Source organism: Streptomyces sp. NPDC086554 (assembly GCF_040686095.1).
In the GTDB taxonomy this organism is placed as follows: Bacteria; Actinomycetota; Actinomycetes; order Streptomycetales; family Streptomycetaceae; genus Streptomyces.
This window is the reverse complement of sequence record NZ_JBFBJK010000037.1, coordinates 15,012-32,942: the sequence shown is the minus strand read 5'-3', so window position 1 is coordinate 32,942 and position 17,931 is coordinate 15,012. Positions and strand designations below refer to the sequence as shown.

The window sequence follows — 17,931 nt, the reverse complement described above, 5'->3', positions numbered from 1 at the left end:
CGATCCTGGCTGATCCTGGCTGATCCTGTCGACGAGGCCGAAAGCTACTCCCGGGGCAGCAACGGCCCCAGCGGCCCGAGGTCCAGATTGAGGTCCTCCGGCCGCAGGCCGTATCGCTCGCGCAGTTCGGTCATGCGGTCGTCGAGGAGCATCAGCGTCAGACCGATGCGCTCCTCCTGGTCCTCGGTCAGCTCTCCCGTGTCGAAGCGCCGCAGGGCCTGCCGCTCCATGAGCTGACGCAGCAGCTCCACGACGGTCAGCACGAGCTTGACCAGGTCGCGCTCCACTGTGTCCGGGTCCAGGTCCAGCCGATTCCGTCCGGCCGTCCGCCGGTCGTTCATGTCAACTCCCGCCACGGTGCGGGAACTTGTGCGTTCACCGAGCTGATGAGGGCGTTCAGGTCGATACGGACCAGATCGACGTCCGCGATCCGCAGGGTCAGGTCCCCGGTGATCACGACTCCGCCCGCGAGCAGCCGGTCGAGGAGGTCGACCAGGGCGACCTCACGGCGTTCCACGACGGTCATGCCGCGCCTCCCCCACGGTGTCGTCCGTGTCGTCCGTGTCGCCGTCCAGGCCCGCGAAGGAGTACGCGGCCCACGGCCCTGTGAGTTCCACCCGCAGTCCGGGGGCTTCCTCGTCCTGCGTGTCCTGCGTACGGCCCACCAGTTCCACGAAGGCCTCCGAGCGTGAACGAGGCACCAGATAGGCCGCGTTGAGCACGTTGCGGCCGGACGCCCGGGAGAGGGCCGCGGCCTGCGGGGCGTGCAGCCGGGCGTCCTCCGCGGATGCGGACAGCGTGTCGTGCAGTCGGCGCGCGAACTTCTCGGCCCTCTGCCACATCTCGTCATGGGCGTGCGTACGCAGTCGGCGCCGACGCAGATAGTCCCTGCCGGTCGCCGCCTTCTCCGGCGGCCCGGTCGACTCGGCCGACTCGGCGGCCTCCGGCTCGGCGTAGACCTTGACGCCCCATTCCACCCGGCCGTCGAGCCGGGCAAGCACCCGCCGGAACGCTTGCTCCCGCGCCTCCATCATCACGCGTACCCCCGCGTCGTCCCGGAACACGGTGGCCAGCCGCAGCGGGAGCGGGGTGGTGACCGCGGTGAGCGCGTCGATCACGCCCTGATGGGCCCGCGCGGTCGCGCTCAGCCACTCCAGGTCCTCCAGATGGCGACGGAGCGGCTCCTCGGCGAAGTCCCGCTCCGGGACCTGACTCACGACGGCGATCAGACCGTGGTGCGGCAACTGGCCCGGGGGCGAGCCGGCGACGCCCGTGACGTCGGCCTGGAGCGCTGCGCCGAAGGGGCGGCAGACGGCGTAGACGTAGCGCAGGCCGGTCATGAGGACTCCCCCTCCAGTTGAGCGAGGTGCGCACGCAACTCGGCGTTCTCTCGGGCGAGTTCGTGGCGGTGCGCGCGGGACGAGAGCGCCGGGTCGTCCTCCCACCAGTCGATTCCCATCTCCTTCGCCCTGTCGACGGAGGCGACGATCAGCCGCAGTTTGATGGTGAGCAGTTCGATGTCGAGCAGATTGATCCGGATGTCGCCCGCGATCACGACTCCCTTGTCGAGCACCCGCTCCAGGATGTCCGCGAGGTTCGCGCCGCTGCCCTGCCCGTACGGCTCGGGGATCCGGCCGGCCGTCGTCATCGGCGACTCCCGCCGTCGTCCGTTCCCGCGCCGGTGCGAAGGCCGATGTCCAGGCGGTCGAGCAGTTCGTCCTCCTGGCCCTCGAATTCCTCCTCATCGATCTCGCCTGCCACGAGCCGCCGCTCGAGAAGGGCGAGTTCGGCCCGGACGGCCGCCGGATCGTAGTACTGCCGCTCGGCCTCGGCAAGGACCTGCCTCACCGCCCAGAGGCTGCCGCGCACCGGTGCGAACGGCAGCAGCAGCACCTCGCCGATCAGTCCCATGGGCTCACACCGGCTCGGCGGGGCCGGGCTCGACGAAGCTGTACGGCGGCAGCGGCCCGTTGACGCGCAGTTCGACGTGCGGAAGCGTCTCGCGGACCTCCTCCACGGCCCCGAGGAACTCCTCGGCCGAAGCGCGTTCCACCAGGAACGACACATTGGCCAGCCAGCCCGTGGAGTCGGGACCGGCACTGACGGCCTCCGCCGCAGGCTCAAGCGCGCGTTGCAGCTTCACGGCGTCCTCGGCCTCCCGGCCCTTGACCGCGGCGACGACCATCTCGCCGAGCCGCAGCCGCTGTTCGTAACTACCGCCGCCCGCTGCCCGGTTGGCCTCGGTGAGCGCCCGCAACTCGGGGCTCTCGGCCATCACGCGGTGGAGCGCGGCCGCCTCGTCATGGTTCGCCTTGATGTTGTACTCGACCTTGCCCGCCAGCGTCCTCAGCCGCTCGTGGTAGTGCTCGGCACGCTCCGCGAGGACGCTCGTGACGGCCGCGTCGTCCGGTGCGACGCTGCCGAACCGCATCGGAAGCACCGCGCCTGCCGCAGCCGCTTCGTTCAACACGCTCTGGTGGGCGAGCAGGTTGTTGCGCTTGGGGCGCAGCCCCTCGGGCGCGTCACTGACGACCGCCGCAAGTTCGCCTTCCTTGATCACACGCACGGGGCGCGGCGGCTTTCCCACTCCGTCCATGCCCGCGGGGAGCGAGGGGTGCGAACATGCGGCGATGCCATAGACGTACGTACTCATTCCGGCTCCTTCCTGCTGTGTGCGGGCGTGGCCTTGCGGGTCTCGGAGATCCCGGTGAGCTCGCCCACGACGTCGGGGTGCCCGGGGATCTTGTGCGGGCCGGCCTCCAGGTCGAGGCGGTTGCACGCCTCGGCGAAGCGCAGATAGGTGTCGACACTGGCCACGACCACACGTACGTCGATCTTCAGGATCTCGATGCCGACGAGGGAGACGCGTACGAACACATCGATGACGAGCCCCCGGTCGAGTACGAGCTCCAGAATGTCGTACAGGCCGCTGGTGCCACCGCTTCGGGCTTGTTGTGCCGGAGGAACGGCCATGCCGACCGCTCGTCCTCGGCCTTCTCCGTCGAGACCGCCGGGCCCATGTGCGTCGGCCCGCCCGCGTTCGTAGCGACGGATGCGCCGGTATCCGGTGAGCCCGCCCTGCGGGTCGAGGTCCACCTGATAGCTCGCCAGGAGACTCGTCGTGTCGGGGATCCTGGCGAGTTCCAGGACCTCGATCTCCAACGCCCAGCCGTCCTCGGTCTGTTCGAAGGACGACACGGACTCGGCGGTCATCCCGGTGAGCTCGGCGAGCTGGGCGCGCGCCTGGCGCAGTACTTCCATGGGGCCCGGCGGGCCGTCCGCGGCGCCGCTTCCCGTCCGGGGTGAACTCTTCGAGTTCTGCTGGCTCGTGGTCTTCGTCCGTGCATCGGAGGGTCTGTTCGTCATGGCCACCTCGGACTCCGAGTGGCCCGCAACCCGTTGGCCAAACCTGGTGACATGCGCGAGACGGGCCAGCGGTCGGTCCTGGTTCCGGCACCGTCGTCGCCGTACCGTCGGGTTCACCGAAGCCGAAGAGAGAGCGGTGCCAGACGTTCACGCGGGGAGGCTGGTTCGTGCCGCACCTGGACGAGGAGTTCGAGCGGCTCGCCGGCACCTGGCTCGGCGAGGCGGATGCGCTCCTGTTCGGCCGCCGCACCTACCAGAACTTCGCGCGGGACTGGCCGCAGATGACCGACCACCCGTTGGCCGGGATCATGAACGGCCTGCAGAAGTACGTGGCCTCCGACACCCTGACCAAGGCCGACTGGAACCCGACCACCATCCTGTCCGGCGACGTCCCCGCTCAGGTCGCCGAGGTGAAGCGGCGGCCCGGGCGGGAGCTGCAGATCCACGGCAGCGCCCGGCTCGCCCAGTCCCTGCTTGCCGCCGGGCTCGTCGACACGTTGCGGCTCGCGATCGCCCCGGTCGTGGTGGGCAGCGGCCGGCGCCTGTTCCCGGACGGCGGCGCACCGGCCGGTCTGCGGCTCATCAGTCATCAGACGACACCGAGCGGCCTGTCGGTGCATGTCTTCGAATCGACGGGGCTTCCGGAGTACGGGAGCTACGGAACCGACGCGTAGCTCGCTGAAGCGGCGTCCACCGGGGTCAGGTGCGCGGCCCTTGCGTGAGCCGTGCGACCTGCTTGTCGATCACCACGTCGAGCGGGAACCCGGGGTTGCGCCGAGCGTTGCGGTCGCTCATGTTCACGGTGAGGGCGCCCACCCGCACGAAGGTCTGACGGTCGGTCAGCACGGTGTCATCCGGGCCGTCCATGCTCAGGTCGAAGGCGACCGCCTCGTCGCCCAGAGCCGGCGCCTTCGCCACGGTGATACGGGAGTTGAGCTTCTGGTCCGGGGTCGTCCCCACCAGCGTCTTGCAGGTCTTGAGCCCCTTCTTGAGCCCCCGGAACTGCTCCGCCGCCCCCTTGCCGGCATACGAGGCCAGCCAGGTCCTGCCGCCACTGGTCGTCCTTCCACCAGAAGTCCTGGATCACGGACGTGGCAGCGTCGTGCGAGACGAGGGCGTCGAACACGTCCTGGCACCCCGGGCCCGGCACCAGAACCCGCGGATCGTACTTGGGAACGGGACCCTGTACGGGCGCGCTGTCCACCTGCGGCACTTCTCCCTCCCGCAGCAGGAGGGACTTCAACTTCGCGGCCGTCAGCGGCCGGGAGGAAGAGGGCGACGGCGACACGGACGCCGGTGCCGTGTCCTTCGCCTTCGGAGCGTCGGCCGAACCCTTCGGGGCGTCGGGCGAACCCTTCGCGTCGGGCGAATCTTTCGGCAAGCACCCCGTGGCCACGACGAATATCGCCGCGACCATCGCCGTACCTGCCGCTCTGCGGCACCTCGTCCACCCCACCGCTGCCCCCGTGATCCTCTTCGCCTGCGACGGGCAGACACTACGGCCCCGCGGCTCGTTCGGCCAACGCGCCAACAGGTCTTTCACGTCTCCGGGTCGGCCTCCCGGGCCACCCTCTCCAGGCGGCTGCGATGGTTCTCCCACCACGCCGTGTCGTGCGACGGCAGGCTGTCGTTGCCCTTGTTCATGCCCACGGCGCCGTCGATGAGTTCCCGGACGATGTCGGCGTGCCCGGCGTGCCGGTGCGTGTCGGCGATCACGCGCACCACGGCATGATGCAGCGTCACCTCGTCCCTGCCACTCGGCCACCACGGCACTTTGCCGATCGTGTCCAGCTCCAGGGCATCGAGCGTCGCGTCCGCGTGTGCCCATGCGCGGCGGTAGAGCTGCACGATGTCCTCACGTGACTCGTCGGCGGTGGCCCACATGTCCGCGTTGCCCTCGGCACCGTCATCGAGCCAGGGCAGCGGCTCGCCCGACGGGCGCCCGAACGTGTCGCCGAGATAGCCGAGTTCCACGCCCGCCGTGTGCTTCACCAGGCCCAACAGGTTGGTGCCTGTCGGGGTCAGCGGGCGGCGGATGTCGTACTCGCAGAGCCCTTCGAGCTTCCACAGCAGGGCGTCGCGGGCGGTCTGCAGGTAATGGCCGAGGTCGGCCTTGGGATCCGTTGAGGTCATGCGCGCCAGTCTGCCGCTCACGTGATCTTTGTCCACCGCTTTCACTCACCGTCGCCGACCCTTATTACGTACGTCCTGTACATTTTCTACAGGAAGCCACGGGCCGGTGCGGCCGGCCCCGGGAAGAGGAGTGACGTGCCATGAACCGACCGTCCGCCCGCTACGTCCTGCCCGAGTTCACCGAGCGCACCAGCTCGGGAAAGCGGACTCTCGATCCGTACTCGAAGCTGCTCGAGGAGCGCATCGTCTTCTTGGGCACCCCGATCGACGACACCTCGGCCAACGATGTGATGGCGCAGTTCATGCACCTCGAATACCTGGCGCCGGACCGCGACATCTCGCTCTACATCAACTCCCCCGGCGGCTCGTTCAGCGCGATGACGGCGATCTACGACACGATCCGCTTCGTCACCTGCGACGTGGAGACGACCTGCCTGGGTCAGGCCGCGTCGGCGGCCGCGGTCCTGCTCGCCGCCGGCACCCCCGGAAAGCGCCACGCGCTGCCCGGCGCCCGGGTGTTGATCCATCAGCCCTCGATCACCGAGCCGATCCAGGGGCAGACCTCGGACCTCGCGATCCAGGCGGCCGAGCTCCAGCGCACCCGTGCGCTCCTGGAGGAACTCCTCGTACGGCACACGGGACAGAGCCCGGAGCGCATCGCGGCGGACATCGAGCGGGACAAGATCCTCAGCGCGCCCGATGCGCTCGCGTACGGCCTGGTGGACCGGATCATCCCCAGCCGCAAGGACTCGCTCCTCGGCAGCAAGGATTCGCTCCGCGCCCCGGACGCGAGGTGAGCCGGTGATGCTGCCACCCGAACTGCCTCCGCTGCCCGCACTGACCCGCGCCGAGGGCGAGTTGATCGACCGGTACCTCGAAGTGGTCGATCTGCTGGGCCGGATCAACCCCGCCCGCGCGTCCGACACGTACGGCGGTCTGCGCGCCGCCCAGGCCCTGGTCGCCAGCGCCACCGCGCTGCGGGACGCGCTGACGCTGATGCACCAGCGGGGCGAGAGTGCCGTGCACGCACCGACGTTGGCCCGGGCGCTGCGCGTACTCGACGGGGAGCGGCGGTCCTGCCGGGTCACCGTGCCGCCCCCTTCGGCGCCCTGATTCCCCCTCAAGTCGGCTGCCCGGCAGGTCCGCAGCGTCCGGGGCCGGTCTCAAACGGACCAGACGGGCTACCCCGTTCGGCGTAGCAGGTCGTCGTCAACGGGGTCGGTCACAGTTGCGTCAGCGGTGTACGCGACGGCCGGAATGTCTCCTTCCGGTGCTGGTAGAGCGATCGTCGAGCCCTTCGAAGGGTGCCCTTATCCGGCGTTGTCCACCTGAACGGTTCAGCCGTGAGGAGCCTCACAAAACGCCGTTTCGGCTCGGTTTTCGGGCCGTTGACGGGTCAAGATCCCTTCCGACGACAAGCCCCCGCCACAGCGGCGGGGCGGTCCGGGCGGACGCCGAGTCCTGCCGCCGCCCGGATGCCCGGTCGACATCGGTGCACCGGCAGGAGTGGAGGACCCAGGCACGACGGGTCGGTCCGGACGGTCCGGACAACGGCCCTTGGGGTGAAGCCGCACACCGCGGCCGGGCAACTTTGTCAGCCCGAATCCGACAGGTCATCCTTCACAGGCGGCTGACGAAGGGTTGCGCATGACCGCGCTGAATCATGTTCCGTCGCTGCTCACCAGGGCCGGTTGCGCATCGGCTCTCACGCTCGCCGTCGTCGGCGGCACCCTCGTGGCCCCAGGGCTCACGACGGAGGCCCAGGCCGCGACACACGGAACGAAGGCCCTGAAGATCGCAGCGTCCAAGAAGGGCTCGCCCTACCGCTACGGAGCCACGGGGCCCAACCGGTTCGACTGCTCGGGCCTGACGCTCTACTCGTTCAAGCGCGCCGGCAAGAAGCTCCCACGCACCGCCGCACAGCAGTACAACAAGACCCGGCACATCTCCGCGTCCAACCGCTCCCGCGGTGACCTGGTCTTCTTCCACTCCGGCCGGAACGTCTACCACGTCGGCATCTACGCGGGTAAGGGCCGGATCTGGCACGCCCCGAAGTCGAACACCGTGGTGCGGCTCGAGAAGATCTGGACCAAGAGCGTGTCGTACGGCAGGGTGCGCTGACCTGCCGCCGGGCGGCGGCGGCCGGCCACTCGGCCGGCGTCGTCGCCCGGCGCGTCCGCCACGCGTGGGGCGCGCCGACCCGGATACTCGTGCGGCATGGCCGACGACAGTGGCTCCCACGCCGCTCACGACAACCGTAACGAGACGCCCTTCGAGCGTGCGGACCGCAACTTCTCGGAGATTCTCCAGGAGTTGAGGGTCACGCAGACCGGCGTGCAGATCCTCTTCGCGTTCCTGCTGACCCTCGCCTTCACGCCGCGCTTCCCGTCCCTGGACGACATGCAGCGCGCCACCTACGTCACCACGCTGCTGCTCGCCGTCCTTGCGGCGGCCTTGTTCACGGCGCCGGCCGCGGTGCACCGGGCGCTGTTCCAGCAGCACTCCAAGCCGCTGATCGTGCGGGTCTCTTCGCATCTCGCCAGGGCCGGCATGGCGGTCCTGATGTTCGCCCTCGCCGGGTCCGTGCTCCTGGTCGTGGACGTGGCGGTCGGCCGCACCGGCGGGATCATCGCGAGCGCGGGCACGCTCGTTGTGTGCGTGGGCCTGTGGGGCGTGCTCCCCCGCCTGCTCCCCCGCCTGGCGCGCCGCGCGGCCGCACGGCAGGACGTCACGCGAGAGCCGCCTCGATGAGCAGCACCAGGCCGAGGACGCTCAACGCGCCGCCGGTGACACCCTCGATCGCCCGGGCGGTGCGCGGTCGGCGCAGCCGGCGACCGAGCCGGTCCACCAGGAGCGCGACGACCGGGAACCATACGAGGGCGAGCGCGACGATGATGGACGCGAGCAGCAGCGTCCTGGGCATCGCGGGGCTGCCCGCGGGCACGAACTGGGGCAGCACGCTGAGGAACGTGATGGGCGCCTTGGGGTTGAGGGCATTGGTGAGGAAGCCCTGTCGCAGGCTGCCGCCCGACTCCTGCGGCTCATCCCCCTGCGCACCGGCACTCCGCTGCGGCCGCGCCGCCGACCGCAGGGCGCGGTAGCCCAGGTAGAGCACATAGCCGCCGCCGACGATCTGCAGCGCGCGGAAGAGCGTGGGCACCGCCGCGAGCACCGCCGCGACACCGGCCACCGCGAGCGCCGTATGCACCAGGAGCCCGCCCGCGACACCGATCGCGCAGGTGACCCCGGCGCGGCGGGAAGCCAGGGCGTTGCGCACCACGACGGCGAAGTCGGCGCCCGGCATGGCGACCATGCCCGCGGCGACTCCGGTGAAGGCGACCAGTTGTGCGTCCATGGCCCCCAGCCTGCCGTTCTTCTGCCTTCAGCAGGTATATGGAATATCCTGGGTCTGCCTTAAGCAGGCGTTTACCCCCCACGTCGACGGCCGGGCCGACCCGGCGTCAGCACCTGCACCGGGAGACACCATGTACGACCCGACGCGGCTCGCCGCACTGGTGGCGGTCTCCGAGGCCGGGTCGATCACCCGCGCCGCCGAGCGCCTCGGCTACACCGTGCCCGCCCTCTCCCAGCAGCTGGCCAAGCTGGAGCGGGAGGCGGGGACCCCCTTGCTGGTCCGGCATCACCGCGGGGCGCGGCTGACCGGCGCGGGCGAGCTGCTGCTCACCCGGGCGCGCCGGGTCCTGGACGAGATGGAGCGGGCGCGGCACGAACTGGCGCAGCTCGCGGGCCTGTCCGGCGGCCGACTGCGCGTGGGGACCTTCACCACGGCAGGCATCCATCTGGTGCCGCCCGCACTGACCGCGTTCCGCCGCGCCCATCCGGACATCGAGCTGACGCTGCGGGGCTATGAGCCGCCGCTCGGGGTGGCGGCCGTGGCGGCGGGCGAGGTCGACCTGGCGCTCACGCACACTTACGAGCCGTCGGATCCGGTGCCGTTGCCCGCGTCCGTGAGCGCGGAGCCGGTCCTGGTCGAGGAGTTGGTCCTGGTGACCTCGCCCGGGCACGCGCTCGCGGGCGTCTCGTCGCGGCTGCCGCTCGCCGAGCTCGCCGGGCAGCCGCTGATCAGCATGGCGCCGACGCATCCGCCACGCCACGGCGTGGAGTCGGCGCTCACGCGGGCCGGGGCGAGCCCCTCGGTGCTTGTCGAGACGCCGGGCTACGCGCTGGTGTGCGCGCTGGTCAGCGCCGGGCTCGGCGTCGCCGTCGTACCGGAGATGGTGGCCCGGACGGCGGCCACTCCGGTGGGGGTCCGGCCGCTGGAGCCGGGAAACCTCCGCCGTACGATCTCGGTGGTCCACCGCAGTGACGGGTCGCATCCGGCGGCCGACACCTTCCGGGCCCTGCTCCGTGGGGCGTTCGGGCGCTCAGCGGGTTGAGGTCGAGGGCGCCTGCGCCTCGCCCCGGACCGCCGCCGTCCACGGCAGTGCGATCCAGACGGTCTTGCCGCCCTCGGGGGTGGGGGTGACCGAGAGTCTGCCGCCGCATTCGGCGGTCAGCCAGCGGATGATGACCATGCCGCGGCCGTTGTCCTGCTGGACGGCGGCGGGCAGCCGCTTGGGGTAGCGGGGGTGACTGTCGGTGACGCCGATGCGCAGCTGCTCCTCCCGGTCCAGTTCGATACCCACGGTGAAGGTGGGCGACTGCCCTAGGGTGTGCTGTACGGCGTTGGTGGCGAGTTCGGAGACGATGAGCCTGACGGTGTCGGCCACTTCCGCGTCGCCGGGCAGGCCCCACTCCGTGAGGACGTTCGACACGTACTTCCGGGCCGCGGAGACCGAGGCAGGATCGCTCGGCAGAGTGACGGATGCTTCCTGAAGGTCTGCCATGGCGACGCTGTCCCTTTCCCACCGGGGCTGGACTCCGACTCGTAGCGGAAGGCACGAGGACAGTCCCGGAATGGTGCTTCGCGCCAGACTGCCACTACTGGGCCCCTCACGTGTGGCGATCCACCGAGATGTGCATATATCTGTCGCTCAAAGCGGTGAACTCTGCTACGGCAGACCGTATTTGGGCGCGAGACCGGCACTTCCTCTACTGTCGCCCGTGAGAGGTCGTGGGGAGGCCGGAAAAGGAAGCTCCGTCGGAAAGGAGACGGACATGCAGCACGGTCCCGCGGTGCGCCGCCGCAAGCTCGGCGCCGAACTGCGCGCGCTGCGCACACTCGCGGGGCTCACCAGCGGCCAGGCCGCGAGCCGGGTCGGCTGGCACCAGTCGAAGGTGAGCCGGATCGAGACCGGGCGTAGCGGTGTCAAGGCCGCGGACGTCCATCTCCTCCTCGACGCGTACGAGGTGAAGGATGCCCAACTCCGCCAGTTGCTGGTCGCGTTGGCGGGCGCCGACGACCGCGGCGGGCGTCACTACTGGTGGCACGCCTACCGCGGCCTGCTGCCACCGGCGTACCGCGACTTCATCAGTCTGGAATCGCAGGCCTGCCGCGTCCGCACCCTGGAGACCAATGTCGTGCCCGGTCTGCTCCAGACGCCCGACTACGCGCGAGCGGTGACCCGGGCCGCGCTGGACGGTCTGCCGGACGAGCAGGTGGACGCGCTGGTGGAGGTGCGCCTGGCCCGCCAGGACGTGCTGCGTGCGAGGCGGCCGCTGCGACTGAGCGTGATCCTGGACGAATCGGTGCTGCACCGCCAGGTAGGCGGAGCGCAGGTGCTCACGGGGCAATTGAAGCGGTTACAGGAGGCGGCCCAGCTGCCCCATGTGCGGTTGCAAGTGCTGCCGTTCGCCTCGGGAGAGCACAAGGGACTCCTTGGATCTTTCGTTATCTTCTCATTTCCGAACATTGCTGATCTGGATGTGGTTGTTCTCGACCACTTGACGAGTAGCCTCTACCTCGAACGGAAAGAAGACCTCCAGGCATACACGGATGCCTTCAACTCCCTTCTAGGACAAGCACTTTCAGCCGAGGAATCAACGGATCACATCGCCGGGATAGGTGACGGCGCGTAAGGAGGCACCATGACTGCACTGCCTCGGTACGTATCCGACAGCGCGTCTCTGCACGGCGCACGGTGGCAGCGCAGCAGCCACAGCAACGGAATGAACAACTGCGTCGAGACAGCCCCGCTGACTTCAGGGCCGAAGTCGGGACTGCTCGCCGTGCGCGACTCCAAGCACACCGCAGGGCCCGCCCTGCTCTTCCCGCACGCCACATGGGAGGCCTTCGTCCACGGCCTCCGGTGACTGCCGGACCCCCGGTGCCTACCGGGGTGCGGTGCGGCTGATCACTCGTACGGCATCGGCGATCTGCGCGCCGGTGAGATCCGCACGGGCGGTCAGCCGCAACCGCGAGATCCCGTCCGGGACCGACGGCGGACGGAAGCAGCCGACGGCAAGACCCGCGCCGCGGCAGTCGGCGGCCCAGCGCACGGCGGCTTCCGGCGACGGGGCGCGCACCGAGACGACGGCCGCGTCGGGACGCACAGCGAGCAGACCTTCCGCCGTGAGGCGTTCATGCAGCTCGGCCGCGACCGCGCGGGCCCGCGCCGCCCGCTCGGGCTCGGCGCGCAGCAGCCGCAGCGCGGCCAGCACGGCACCGACGGCGGCCGGGGCGAGCCCCGTGTCGAAGATGAAGGTGCGGGCCGCGTTGATCAGGTGGTCGATGACCTTGGCGGGGCCGAGCACCGCGCCACCCTGGCTGCCGAAGGACTTCGACAGGGTGACCGTGGCGACGGTGTGCGGGCTGCCGGCGAGCCCGGCTGCCTGCGGTGCGCCGCGGCCGCCGTCGCCGAGCACGCCGAGGCCATGGGCGTCGTCGACGATCAGACCGGCGCCGAACTCGCCGCAGGCGGCGGAGAGTTCGGCCAGTGGGGCCGCGTCGCCGTCCACCGAGAAGACCGTGTCCGACACGACGACCGCCGGGCCACGGTGGCCGTCGAGCGTCTTGCGCACCGCGGCCGGATCGGCGTGCGGCACCACCTGGGTCGTGCCGCGCGCGAGACGGCAGCCGTCGATCAGCGAGGCGTGATTGCCCCCGTCGGAGACGATCAGCGAGCCGTGCGGGGCGAGCGCCGTGACCGCGGCGAGGTTCGCGGCGTATCCGGAGGACAGCACGAGGGCGGACTCGAAGCCGCAGAACTCGGCGAGCTCGCGCTCAAGGTCCGCGTGCAGCTCGGTGGATCCCGTCACCAGGCGCGATCCGGTCGCCCCGCCGCCCCAGCGGCGCGCCGCGGCCGCCGCGCCCTCGGTGATCTCGGGATGCCGCGCAAGGCCCAGGTAGTCGTTGCTCGCCAGGTCGAGGAGGCCGGGCGCGTCGGCGGGGCGGGGACGCAGCGTGCGGACGAGTCCGGCCCGTGCACGCAGGCTCGCCTGCTCGTCGATCCAGTCGAACGGCGAGCTCGCCATGGGCTTCCTCCGGGGCATGGTCAGGGGCCGGTGTGCAGACAGTGCTCAGGTGCCGGTTTGTAGACAGTGCACAGACCCTAGCCGTCCGGCCACCTGGCCAGGATGTGGCAATACCCACACCTCAAAGCGTTTCTGTTGTGCGAACTCTCCTTGGAAAGGATGGCTCTCGTACGTAAGGATCAGCGCCATGGATCTGCTGAACACGCTGGTGGACAAGGGGCTTCGGCGCGAGCTGCCGACCCGTGATGAGGCGCTGGCCGTGCTGGCCACTTCCGACGACGAGCTGCTCGATGTGGTGTCGGCCGCCGGGAAGGTACGGCGCCAGTGGTTCGGGCGACGGGTGAAGCTCAACTATCTGGTCAATCTCAAGTCGGGCCTGTGCCCCGAGGACTGCTCGTACTGTTCGCAGCGCCTCGGCTCCACGGCCGGGATCCTCAAGTACACCTGGCTGAAGCCCGACGAGGCCTCGCAGGCCGCCGCCGCGGGTGTCGCGGGCGGCGCCAAGCGGGTCTGCCTGGTCGCCAGCGGCCGCGGCCCCACCGACCGTGACGTCGACCGGGTCTCGCAGACCATCGAAGCGATCAAGGAGCAGAACGAGGGCGTCGAGGTGTGCGCCTGCCTCGGTCTGCTCTCCGCGGGCCAGGCGGACAAACTGCGCACGGCGGGCGCGGACGCGTACAACCACAATCTCAATACGTCCGAGGGGACGTACGGCGAGATCACCACGACCCACACCTACGCCGACCGCGTGGACACGGTGCAGCAGGCGCAGGCCGCGGGCCTGTCCGCCTGCTCGGGTCTGATCGCGGGCATGGGCGAGACGGACGAGGACCTCGTGGACGTGGTCTACGCGCTGCGCGACCTCGACCCCGACTCGGTGCCGGTCAACTTCCTGATCCCCTTCGAGGGCACCCCGCTGGCCAAGGAGTGGAACCTCACCCCGCAGCGCTGTCTGCGCATCCTCGCGATGGTCCGGTTCGTCTGCCCCGACGTGGAGGTACGCATCGCGGGCGGCCGCGAGGTGCATCTGCGCACGATGCAGCCGCTCGCCCTGCACCTCGCCAACTCGATCTTCCTCGGCGACTACCTGACCAGTGAGGGCCAGGCGGGCAAGACCGACCTGGAGATGATCGCGGACGCCGGCTTCGAGGTCGAGGGCGCGGGAACGGTGACGCTGCCCGAGCACCGCGCGGACGCGATCGCGGCGGCCGGGTGCGGGTCGCACGGGGAGAGCGGGGGCGGCTGCGGGTCGCACGGCGGGGGCGGCTGCGGACCCTGCGGTTCGTCCGAGTCATCCGAGTCGTCCGTGGCCGCGGAGACTTCGGCGGCCTCCGAGAACTCCGAGAGCTCCGAGGCGCGTACGGATCTGGTGGCCGTACGCCGCCGTGGCGCGGGAACGGACCTGGCTCCCAATGCCTGACCTGCCCGTATCCGAGCTGCTCGACCTCGACCGACGTCACGTCTGGCACCCTTACGGCCCCATGCCGGGCCGCCAGGAGCCCCTGATCGTCGAGTCGGCGAGCGGCGTACGGCTCCGCCTCGCGGACGGCGGCGGCGAACTGGTCGACGGCATGTCGTCCTGGTGGTCGGCGATCCACGGCTACAACCACCCGGTGCTCAACGACGCGGTCCGCGGCCAGCTGGAGCGGATGAGCCATGTCATGTTCGGCGGGCTCACCCACGAGCCCGCCATCGGCCTCGCGAAGCGCCTTGTCGACATGTCACCCGCAGGCCTCGAGCATGTCTTCCTCGCGGACTCCGGTTCGGTGTCGGTCGAGGTCGCCGTCAAGATGTGCCTGCAGCACTGGCGCTCGCTCGGCCGTCCCGCCAAGCGGCGGATACTGACCTGGCGCGGCGGCTACCACGGCGACACCTGGCAGCCGATGTCGGTGTGCGACCCCGAGGGCGGCATGCACGAGCTGTGGCAGGGCGTGCTGCCCCAGCAGGTCTTCGCTGACGCGCCGCCGACCGGTTTCGAGGCGTACGACGACGTGTACGCGGAGCACCTGCGGGAGCTGATCGGGCGCCACGCCGACGAGCTGGCCGCGGTCATCGTGGAACCGGTGGTGCAGGGCGCGGGCGGGATGCGGTTCCACTCCCCCGCCTATCTGCGGGTGCTGCGCGAGGCGTGCGACGAGCACGACGTGCTGCTGGTCTTCGACGAGATCGCGACGGGGTTCGGCCGCACGGGCCGGCTGTTCGCCGCGGACCACGCGGGCGTCACGCCCGACGTCATGTGCGTGGGCAAGGCCCTGACCGGCGGCTACCTGACGATGGCGGCCACGCTGTGCACGGCGAGGGTCGCCGACGGCATCTCGCGCGGCGAGGTGCCGGTGCTTGCCCACGGCCCCACGTTCATGGGCAATCCGCTCGCCGCCGCGGTGGCCTGCGCCTCGATCGACCTGCTGCTCGGACAGGACTGGCAGACCGAGGTCAAGCGCATCGAGACGGGCCTCATCGGCACGCTCGGCGAGGCGGCAGCGCTGCCGGGCGTACGGGACGTGCGCGTGCTCGGCGCGATCGGTGTCGTCCAGCTCGACCACGACGTCGACATGGCGGCGGCCACGCGCGCCGCGACCCGCGAAGGGGTGTGGGTGCGGCCGTTCCGCGACCTGATCTACACGATGCCGCCCTTCATCACGGGCGACGACGACGTGGCACGGATCGGGCGCGCGGTGTGCGCGGCGGCGAAAGAGGCCTGAGATGACGGTCCTCGTGGTGTCCGGTACGGGCACCGAGATCGGCAAGACCGTGACGACGGCCGCGGTCGCCGCCCTCGCGGTCGGCTCGGGCCGGCGCGTAGCCGTGCTCAAGCCCGCGCAGACCGGGGTCGCGCCCGGCGAGCCGGGGGACGCGCAGGAGGTGGTGCGGCTTGCGGGCGATGCCGTCACCACCCTCGAACTGGCCCGCTATCCCGAGCCGTTGGCACCGAACACGGCGGCGCGACGGGCCGGGATGGCGCCGATCCGCCCGTACGAAGTGGCCGAGGCGGCCGAGAAGTTGGCGGCCGAGCACGATCTGGTCCTGATCGAGGGCGCGGGCGGCCTGCTCGTCCACTACAACGACGAGGGCGCAACTCTGGCCGACGCCGCGCGGCTCCTTGCCGCACCGGTCCTGGTGGTCGCGTCGGCGGGCCTCGGCACGCTCAACACGACGGCCCTGACCGCGGAGGCGCTCCGCGCCCGCGATCTCACCCCCCTGGGCGTGACGGTCGGCAGCTGGCCGGCCACCCCGGATCTGGCATCCCGCTGCAACCTCGCGGACCTGCCGCAGGCAGCGGGCGCGGCTCTCCTGGGCGCGGTCCCGGCGGGGTCGGGCGCCCTCTCAGGCGCCGACTTCCGCGCCCGGGCGGGAAGTTGGCTGGGCCCCGAGCTGGGCGGGGAGTGGGACGCGGCGACTTTCGCGGCACGGGAGGCGCCGGGGGCGCGGGAAGCGCCGGAGGCGCGGGAGGTCTGAGGGGCGACTGGGCTGACAGGCGGGGGCGGGACCTCCGGGTTCCGTCCCCTTCCCCGTTCGCGGCACGCAGGCGCCACGGGCGCGGGAAGCCTGAGGGGCGACTGGGCTGACAGGCGAGGGCGGGACCTCGGGGCTCCGTCCCCTTCCCCGTTCGCGGCACGCAGGCGCCAGGGGCACGGGAAGCCTGAGGGGCGACTGGGCTGACAGGCGGGGGCGGGACCTCCGGGTTCCGTCCCCATCCCCGTTCGCGGCGCGCAGGCGCCAGGGGCGCGGGAAGCCTGAGAGGCGACTGGGCTGACAGGCGGGGGCGGGACCTCCGGGTTCCGTCCCCTTCCCTAGGGGACAACGGTGGCACGGGGCGCCAAGGGTCCCGCAGGAAAAGCGGCGAGGCCCCAGTGCCTGCCACCGCACGGCGCCCCCGCCCCCGGCGGCGTGACCCCGGAGCCCCGTGGGCTCGACTCGCTGGGGTCGGCGTGGGGGAAACCGGCCTCGGCGGGGCACCATTGCGGTATCCGCTCATCCTGCTGAGGAGTGCCCATGTCGCCTCGCTCCGCCAAGGCTGTGTCCCGGGACGCCGTGCACCATCCCGTCTTCGCCCGCTTCTACGCACGTCAGAGCGTTGCCGCCGAGCGCGTGGTCGGCGCCCACCGCAAGGAGCTGCTCGCCGGGCTCTCCGGTCGTGTGATCGAGGTCGGCGCGGGCAACGGGCTGAACTTCGCGTACTACCCCACGGCCGTCTCCGAGGTCGTGGCGATCGAGCCGGAGCGCATTCTGCGGCAGTTGGCCGCGTCCGCCGCCGTGCGGGCCGAGGTGCCGGTCGACGTGGTGCCGGGTGCGGCCGAGGCACTGCCCGTCAAGAGCGAGGCGTTCGACGGGGCCGTGGCATCGCTGGTGCTGTGCAGCGTCCGTGACCTGCCACGCGCCCTCGCCGAGCTGCGGCGCGTCCTGCGGCCCGGCGGGGAGCTGCGGTTCTTCGAGCACGGCGTTGCGCCGGGCAAAGGGATGGCGCGTGCGCAGCGCGTCCTGGACCGTACGGTCTGGCCCTTGCTCTTCGGCGGCTGCCACGTGGCGCGGGACCCGCTGGCCGCGATGCGGGACGCGGGGTTCGAGATCGGCCCGTACCGGCGCTTCCTGATTCCGGCGAAGGGGCCGCGGCTGCCCACTTCGTACTGTGTCCTCGGCTCTGCCCGCCGGCCCGAAGAAGACTGAGGGCGCACCGACGGGGCGTCAGACCGGTTGCGTGAGGTTGATCTTGTTGCCGTCCGGGTCCTTGATGTGCCCGACGCGCTGCCCCCACGGCATGTCGTTGGGCGGCGCGAGCACCTCTCCCCCGAGGGGCTCGACGTGCTTCAGGCGGTCGTCCACGCTCTCCACCGCCACGCTCAGGAGTATCCGCTGCGGCGTGTCGAGCGGCACTTCCTTGTTCGAGACGATGCCGAGTTCCGAGTCGCCGATGCGCAGGTTCACGAAGAACGTCGGCCCTTCCTCCGGGACTCGCGACACCTCCTCGGCCCCGAGCAGTTCCTTGTAGAACCGCAGCAGGCGGTCCAGTTCAGGGGTGACGATCATCGGCTGGATGGCGGCAGACATCGGCGTCCTCCT

25 protein-coding genes, 1 pseudogene and 1 riboswitch are annotated in these 17,931 nt (G+C 70.9%); of the genes and pseudogenes, 12 read left to right on the top strand and 14 right to left on the bottom strand.

The genetic code is table 11. The features are described 5' to 3' along the window. Positions 1-44: 44 nt before the first annotated feature. From AB0O76_RS39565 to AB0O76_RS39530, 8 genes and pseudogenes are all read right to left on the bottom strand, one after another. A complete protein-coding gene (locus tag AB0O76_RS39565; RefSeq protein WP_365501795.1) occupies positions 45-341 on the bottom strand; it encodes a gas vesicle protein K in 297 nt (98 codons plus the stop codon). Continuing rightward, positions 338-526 carry a gas vesicle protein gene (locus AB0O76_RS39560; RefSeq protein WP_365501793.1) on the bottom strand — a complete coding sequence of 63 codons (189 nt, stop codon included), beginning with the start codon at positions 524-526 and terminating at the stop codon, positions 338-340. The genes AB0O76_RS39565 and AB0O76_RS39560 overlap by 4 nt, the downstream gene beginning before the upstream one ends. Further along, positions 504-1,340, bottom strand: coding sequence for a GvpL/GvpF family gas vesicle protein (locus AB0O76_RS39555; protein WP_365501791.1), 837 nt, complete (start codon positions 1,338-1,340; stop codon positions 504-506). Before AB0O76_RS39555 ends, AB0O76_RS39560 begins: the two co-directional genes overlap by 23 nt. Further along, positions 1,337-1,648, bottom strand: a complete 312-nt coding sequence (locus AB0O76_RS39550) for a gas vesicle protein (RefSeq protein WP_365501789.1) — start codon at positions 1,646-1,648, stop codon at positions 1,337-1,339. The genes AB0O76_RS39555 and AB0O76_RS39550 overlap by 4 nt, the downstream gene beginning before the upstream one ends. Beyond that, the gene (locus AB0O76_RS39545; protein WP_365501787.1) at positions 1,645-1,911 is read right to left on the bottom strand and encodes a gas vesicle protein GvpG; all 267 of its coding nucleotides are present in this window, start codon (positions 1,909-1,911) and stop codon (positions 1,645-1,647) included. Before AB0O76_RS39545 ends, AB0O76_RS39550 begins: the two co-directional genes overlap by 4 nt. Before the next feature lie 4 nt (positions 1,912-1,915). After that, on the bottom strand, positions 1,916-2,653 hold the full coding sequence (locus AB0O76_RS39540) for a GvpL/GvpF family gas vesicle protein (protein ID WP_365501785.1): 738 nt from the start codon (positions 2,651-2,653) through the stop codon (positions 1,916-1,918). Beyond that, a complete protein-coding gene (gene gvpJ / locus AB0O76_RS39535; protein ID WP_365501867.1) occupies positions 2,650-2,973 on the bottom strand; it encodes a gas vesicle protein GvpJ in 324 nt (107 codons plus the stop codon). Before gvpJ ends, AB0O76_RS39540 begins: the two co-directional genes overlap by 4 nt. A 48-nt stretch (positions 2,974-3,021) precedes the next feature. After that, positions 3,022-3,366: pseudogene (locus AB0O76_RS39530) on the bottom strand (gas vesicle protein); the annotation flags it as partial. A 167-nt stretch (positions 3,367-3,533) separates the two neighbouring features. On the opposite strand from AB0O76_RS39530, the gene AB0O76_RS39525 reads away from it, so the two are divergent. Then, a complete protein-coding gene (locus AB0O76_RS39525) occupies positions 3,534-4,040 on the top strand; it encodes a dihydrofolate reductase family protein (protein WP_365501783.1) in 507 nt (168 codons plus the stop codon). Positions 4,041-4,065: 25 nt separating this feature from the next. Here AB0O76_RS39525 and AB0O76_RS39520 read toward each other — a convergent pair whose 3' ends face one another. Next, positions 4,066-4,326 (bottom strand): hypothetical protein, encoded by a 261-nt coding sequence (locus AB0O76_RS39520; protein WP_365501781.1) that lies wholly within the window; start codon positions 4,324-4,326, stop codon positions 4,066-4,068. 579 nt (positions 4,327-4,905) lie between these two features. Further along, positions 4,906-5,499, bottom strand: a complete 594-nt coding sequence (locus AB0O76_RS39515; protein WP_365501779.1) for a DinB family protein — start codon at positions 5,497-5,499, stop codon at positions 4,906-4,908. A gap of 140 nt (positions 5,500-5,639) precedes the next feature. On the opposite strand from AB0O76_RS39515, the gene AB0O76_RS39510 reads away from it, so the two are divergent. From AB0O76_RS39510 to AB0O76_RS39495, 4 genes are all read left to right on the top strand, one after another. Beyond that, positions 5,640-6,296, top strand: coding sequence for an ATP-dependent Clp protease proteolytic subunit (locus AB0O76_RS39510; RefSeq protein WP_365501777.1), 657 nt, complete (start codon positions 5,640-5,642; stop codon positions 6,294-6,296). Between the two features lie 7 nt (positions 6,297-6,303). Continuing rightward, the gene (locus AB0O76_RS39505; RefSeq protein WP_360769706.1) at positions 6,304-6,612 is read left to right on the top strand and encodes a hypothetical protein; all 309 of its coding nucleotides are present in this window, start codon (positions 6,304-6,306) and stop codon (positions 6,610-6,612) included. Positions 6,613-6,976: 364 nt separating this feature from the next. Then, positions 6,977-7,143: riboswitch (cyclic di-AMP (ydaO/yuaA leader) on the top strand. A gap of 3 nt (positions 7,144-7,146) precedes the next feature. Next, on the top strand, positions 7,147-7,620 hold the full coding sequence (locus AB0O76_RS39500; protein WP_365501775.1) for a C40 family peptidase: 474 nt from the start codon (positions 7,147-7,149) through the stop codon (positions 7,618-7,620). A 96-nt stretch (positions 7,621-7,716) separates the two neighbouring features. After that, the gene (locus AB0O76_RS39495) at positions 7,717-8,250 is read left to right on the top strand and encodes a DUF6328 family protein (protein ID WP_365501773.1); all 534 of its coding nucleotides are present in this window, start codon (positions 7,717-7,719) and stop codon (positions 8,248-8,250) included. On the opposite strand, the gene AB0O76_RS39490 is transcribed toward AB0O76_RS39495, so the two are convergent. Next, positions 8,228-8,854, bottom strand: coding sequence for a LysE family transporter (locus AB0O76_RS39490; protein ID WP_365501771.1), 627 nt, complete (start codon positions 8,852-8,854; stop codon positions 8,228-8,230). The genes AB0O76_RS39495 and AB0O76_RS39490 overlap by 23 nt on opposite strands. Before the next feature lie 130 nt (positions 8,855-8,984). Here AB0O76_RS39490 and AB0O76_RS39485 point away from each other — a divergent pair, with 130 nt between their 5' ends. Beyond that, complete coding sequence (locus AB0O76_RS39485; RefSeq protein WP_365501769.1) at positions 8,985-9,896, top strand: LysR family transcriptional regulator; 912 nt, start codon at positions 8,985-8,987, stop codon at positions 9,894-9,896. Here AB0O76_RS39485 and AB0O76_RS39480 read toward each other — a convergent pair. Further along, entirely contained in the window at positions 9,885-10,346 is a 462-nt protein-coding gene (locus AB0O76_RS39480; RefSeq protein ID WP_365501767.1) for an ATP-binding protein, read from the bottom strand. The genes AB0O76_RS39485 and AB0O76_RS39480 overlap by 12 nt on opposite strands. Before the next feature lie 271 nt (positions 10,347-10,617). On the opposite strand from AB0O76_RS39480, the gene AB0O76_RS39475 reads away from it, so the two are divergent. Together AB0O76_RS39475 and AB0O76_RS39470 are read left to right on the top strand one after the other, a co-directional pair. Beyond that, positions 10,618-11,478 (top strand): helix-turn-helix transcriptional regulator, encoded by an 861-nt coding sequence (locus AB0O76_RS39475; RefSeq protein WP_365501766.1) that lies wholly within the window; start codon positions 10,618-10,620, stop codon positions 11,476-11,478. Positions 11,479-11,487: 9 nt separating this feature from the next. Continuing rightward, positions 11,488-11,712, top strand: coding sequence for a DUF397 domain-containing protein (locus AB0O76_RS39470; RefSeq protein WP_365501764.1), 225 nt, complete (start codon positions 11,488-11,490; stop codon positions 11,710-11,712). An 18-nt stretch (positions 11,713-11,730) separates the two neighbouring features. On the opposite strand, the gene AB0O76_RS39465 is transcribed toward AB0O76_RS39470, so the two are convergent. Then, positions 11,731-12,873, bottom strand: a complete 1,143-nt coding sequence (locus tag AB0O76_RS39465) for an 8-amino-7-oxononanoate synthase (protein WP_365501762.1) — start codon at positions 12,871-12,873, stop codon at positions 11,731-11,733. 187 nt (positions 12,874-13,060) lie between these two features. On the opposite strand from AB0O76_RS39465, the gene bioB reads away from it, so the two are divergent. From bioB to AB0O76_RS39445, 4 genes are all read left to right on the top strand, one after another. After that, entirely contained in the window at positions 13,061-14,293 is a 1,233-nt protein-coding gene (gene bioB, locus AB0O76_RS39460; protein WP_365501760.1) for a biotin synthase BioB, read from the top strand. Then, positions 14,286-15,575 (top strand): adenosylmethionine--8-amino-7-oxononanoate transaminase, encoded by a 1,290-nt coding sequence (locus tag AB0O76_RS39455; RefSeq protein WP_365501758.1) that lies wholly within the window; start codon positions 14,286-14,288, stop codon positions 15,573-15,575. Before bioB ends, AB0O76_RS39455 begins: the two co-directional genes overlap by 8 nt. 1 nt (position 15,576) lies before the next feature. After that, complete coding sequence (gene bioD, locus AB0O76_RS39450; RefSeq protein WP_365501757.1) at positions 15,577-16,329, top strand: dethiobiotin synthase; 753 nt, start codon at positions 15,577-15,579, stop codon at positions 16,327-16,329. Positions 16,330-16,866: 537 nt separating this feature from the next. After that, positions 16,867-17,538: a class I SAM-dependent methyltransferase gene (locus AB0O76_RS39445; protein ID WP_365501755.1), complete on the top strand. Its 672-nt coding sequence runs from the start codon at positions 16,867-16,869 to the stop codon at positions 17,536-17,538. Positions 17,539-17,556: 18 nt separating this feature from the next. Here AB0O76_RS39445 and AB0O76_RS39440 read toward each other — a convergent pair whose 3' ends face one another. Then, entirely contained in the window at positions 17,557-17,919 is a 363-nt protein-coding gene (locus tag AB0O76_RS39440) for a VOC family protein (RefSeq protein WP_365501753.1), read from the bottom strand. Positions 17,920-17,931: the final 12 nt, after the last annotated feature.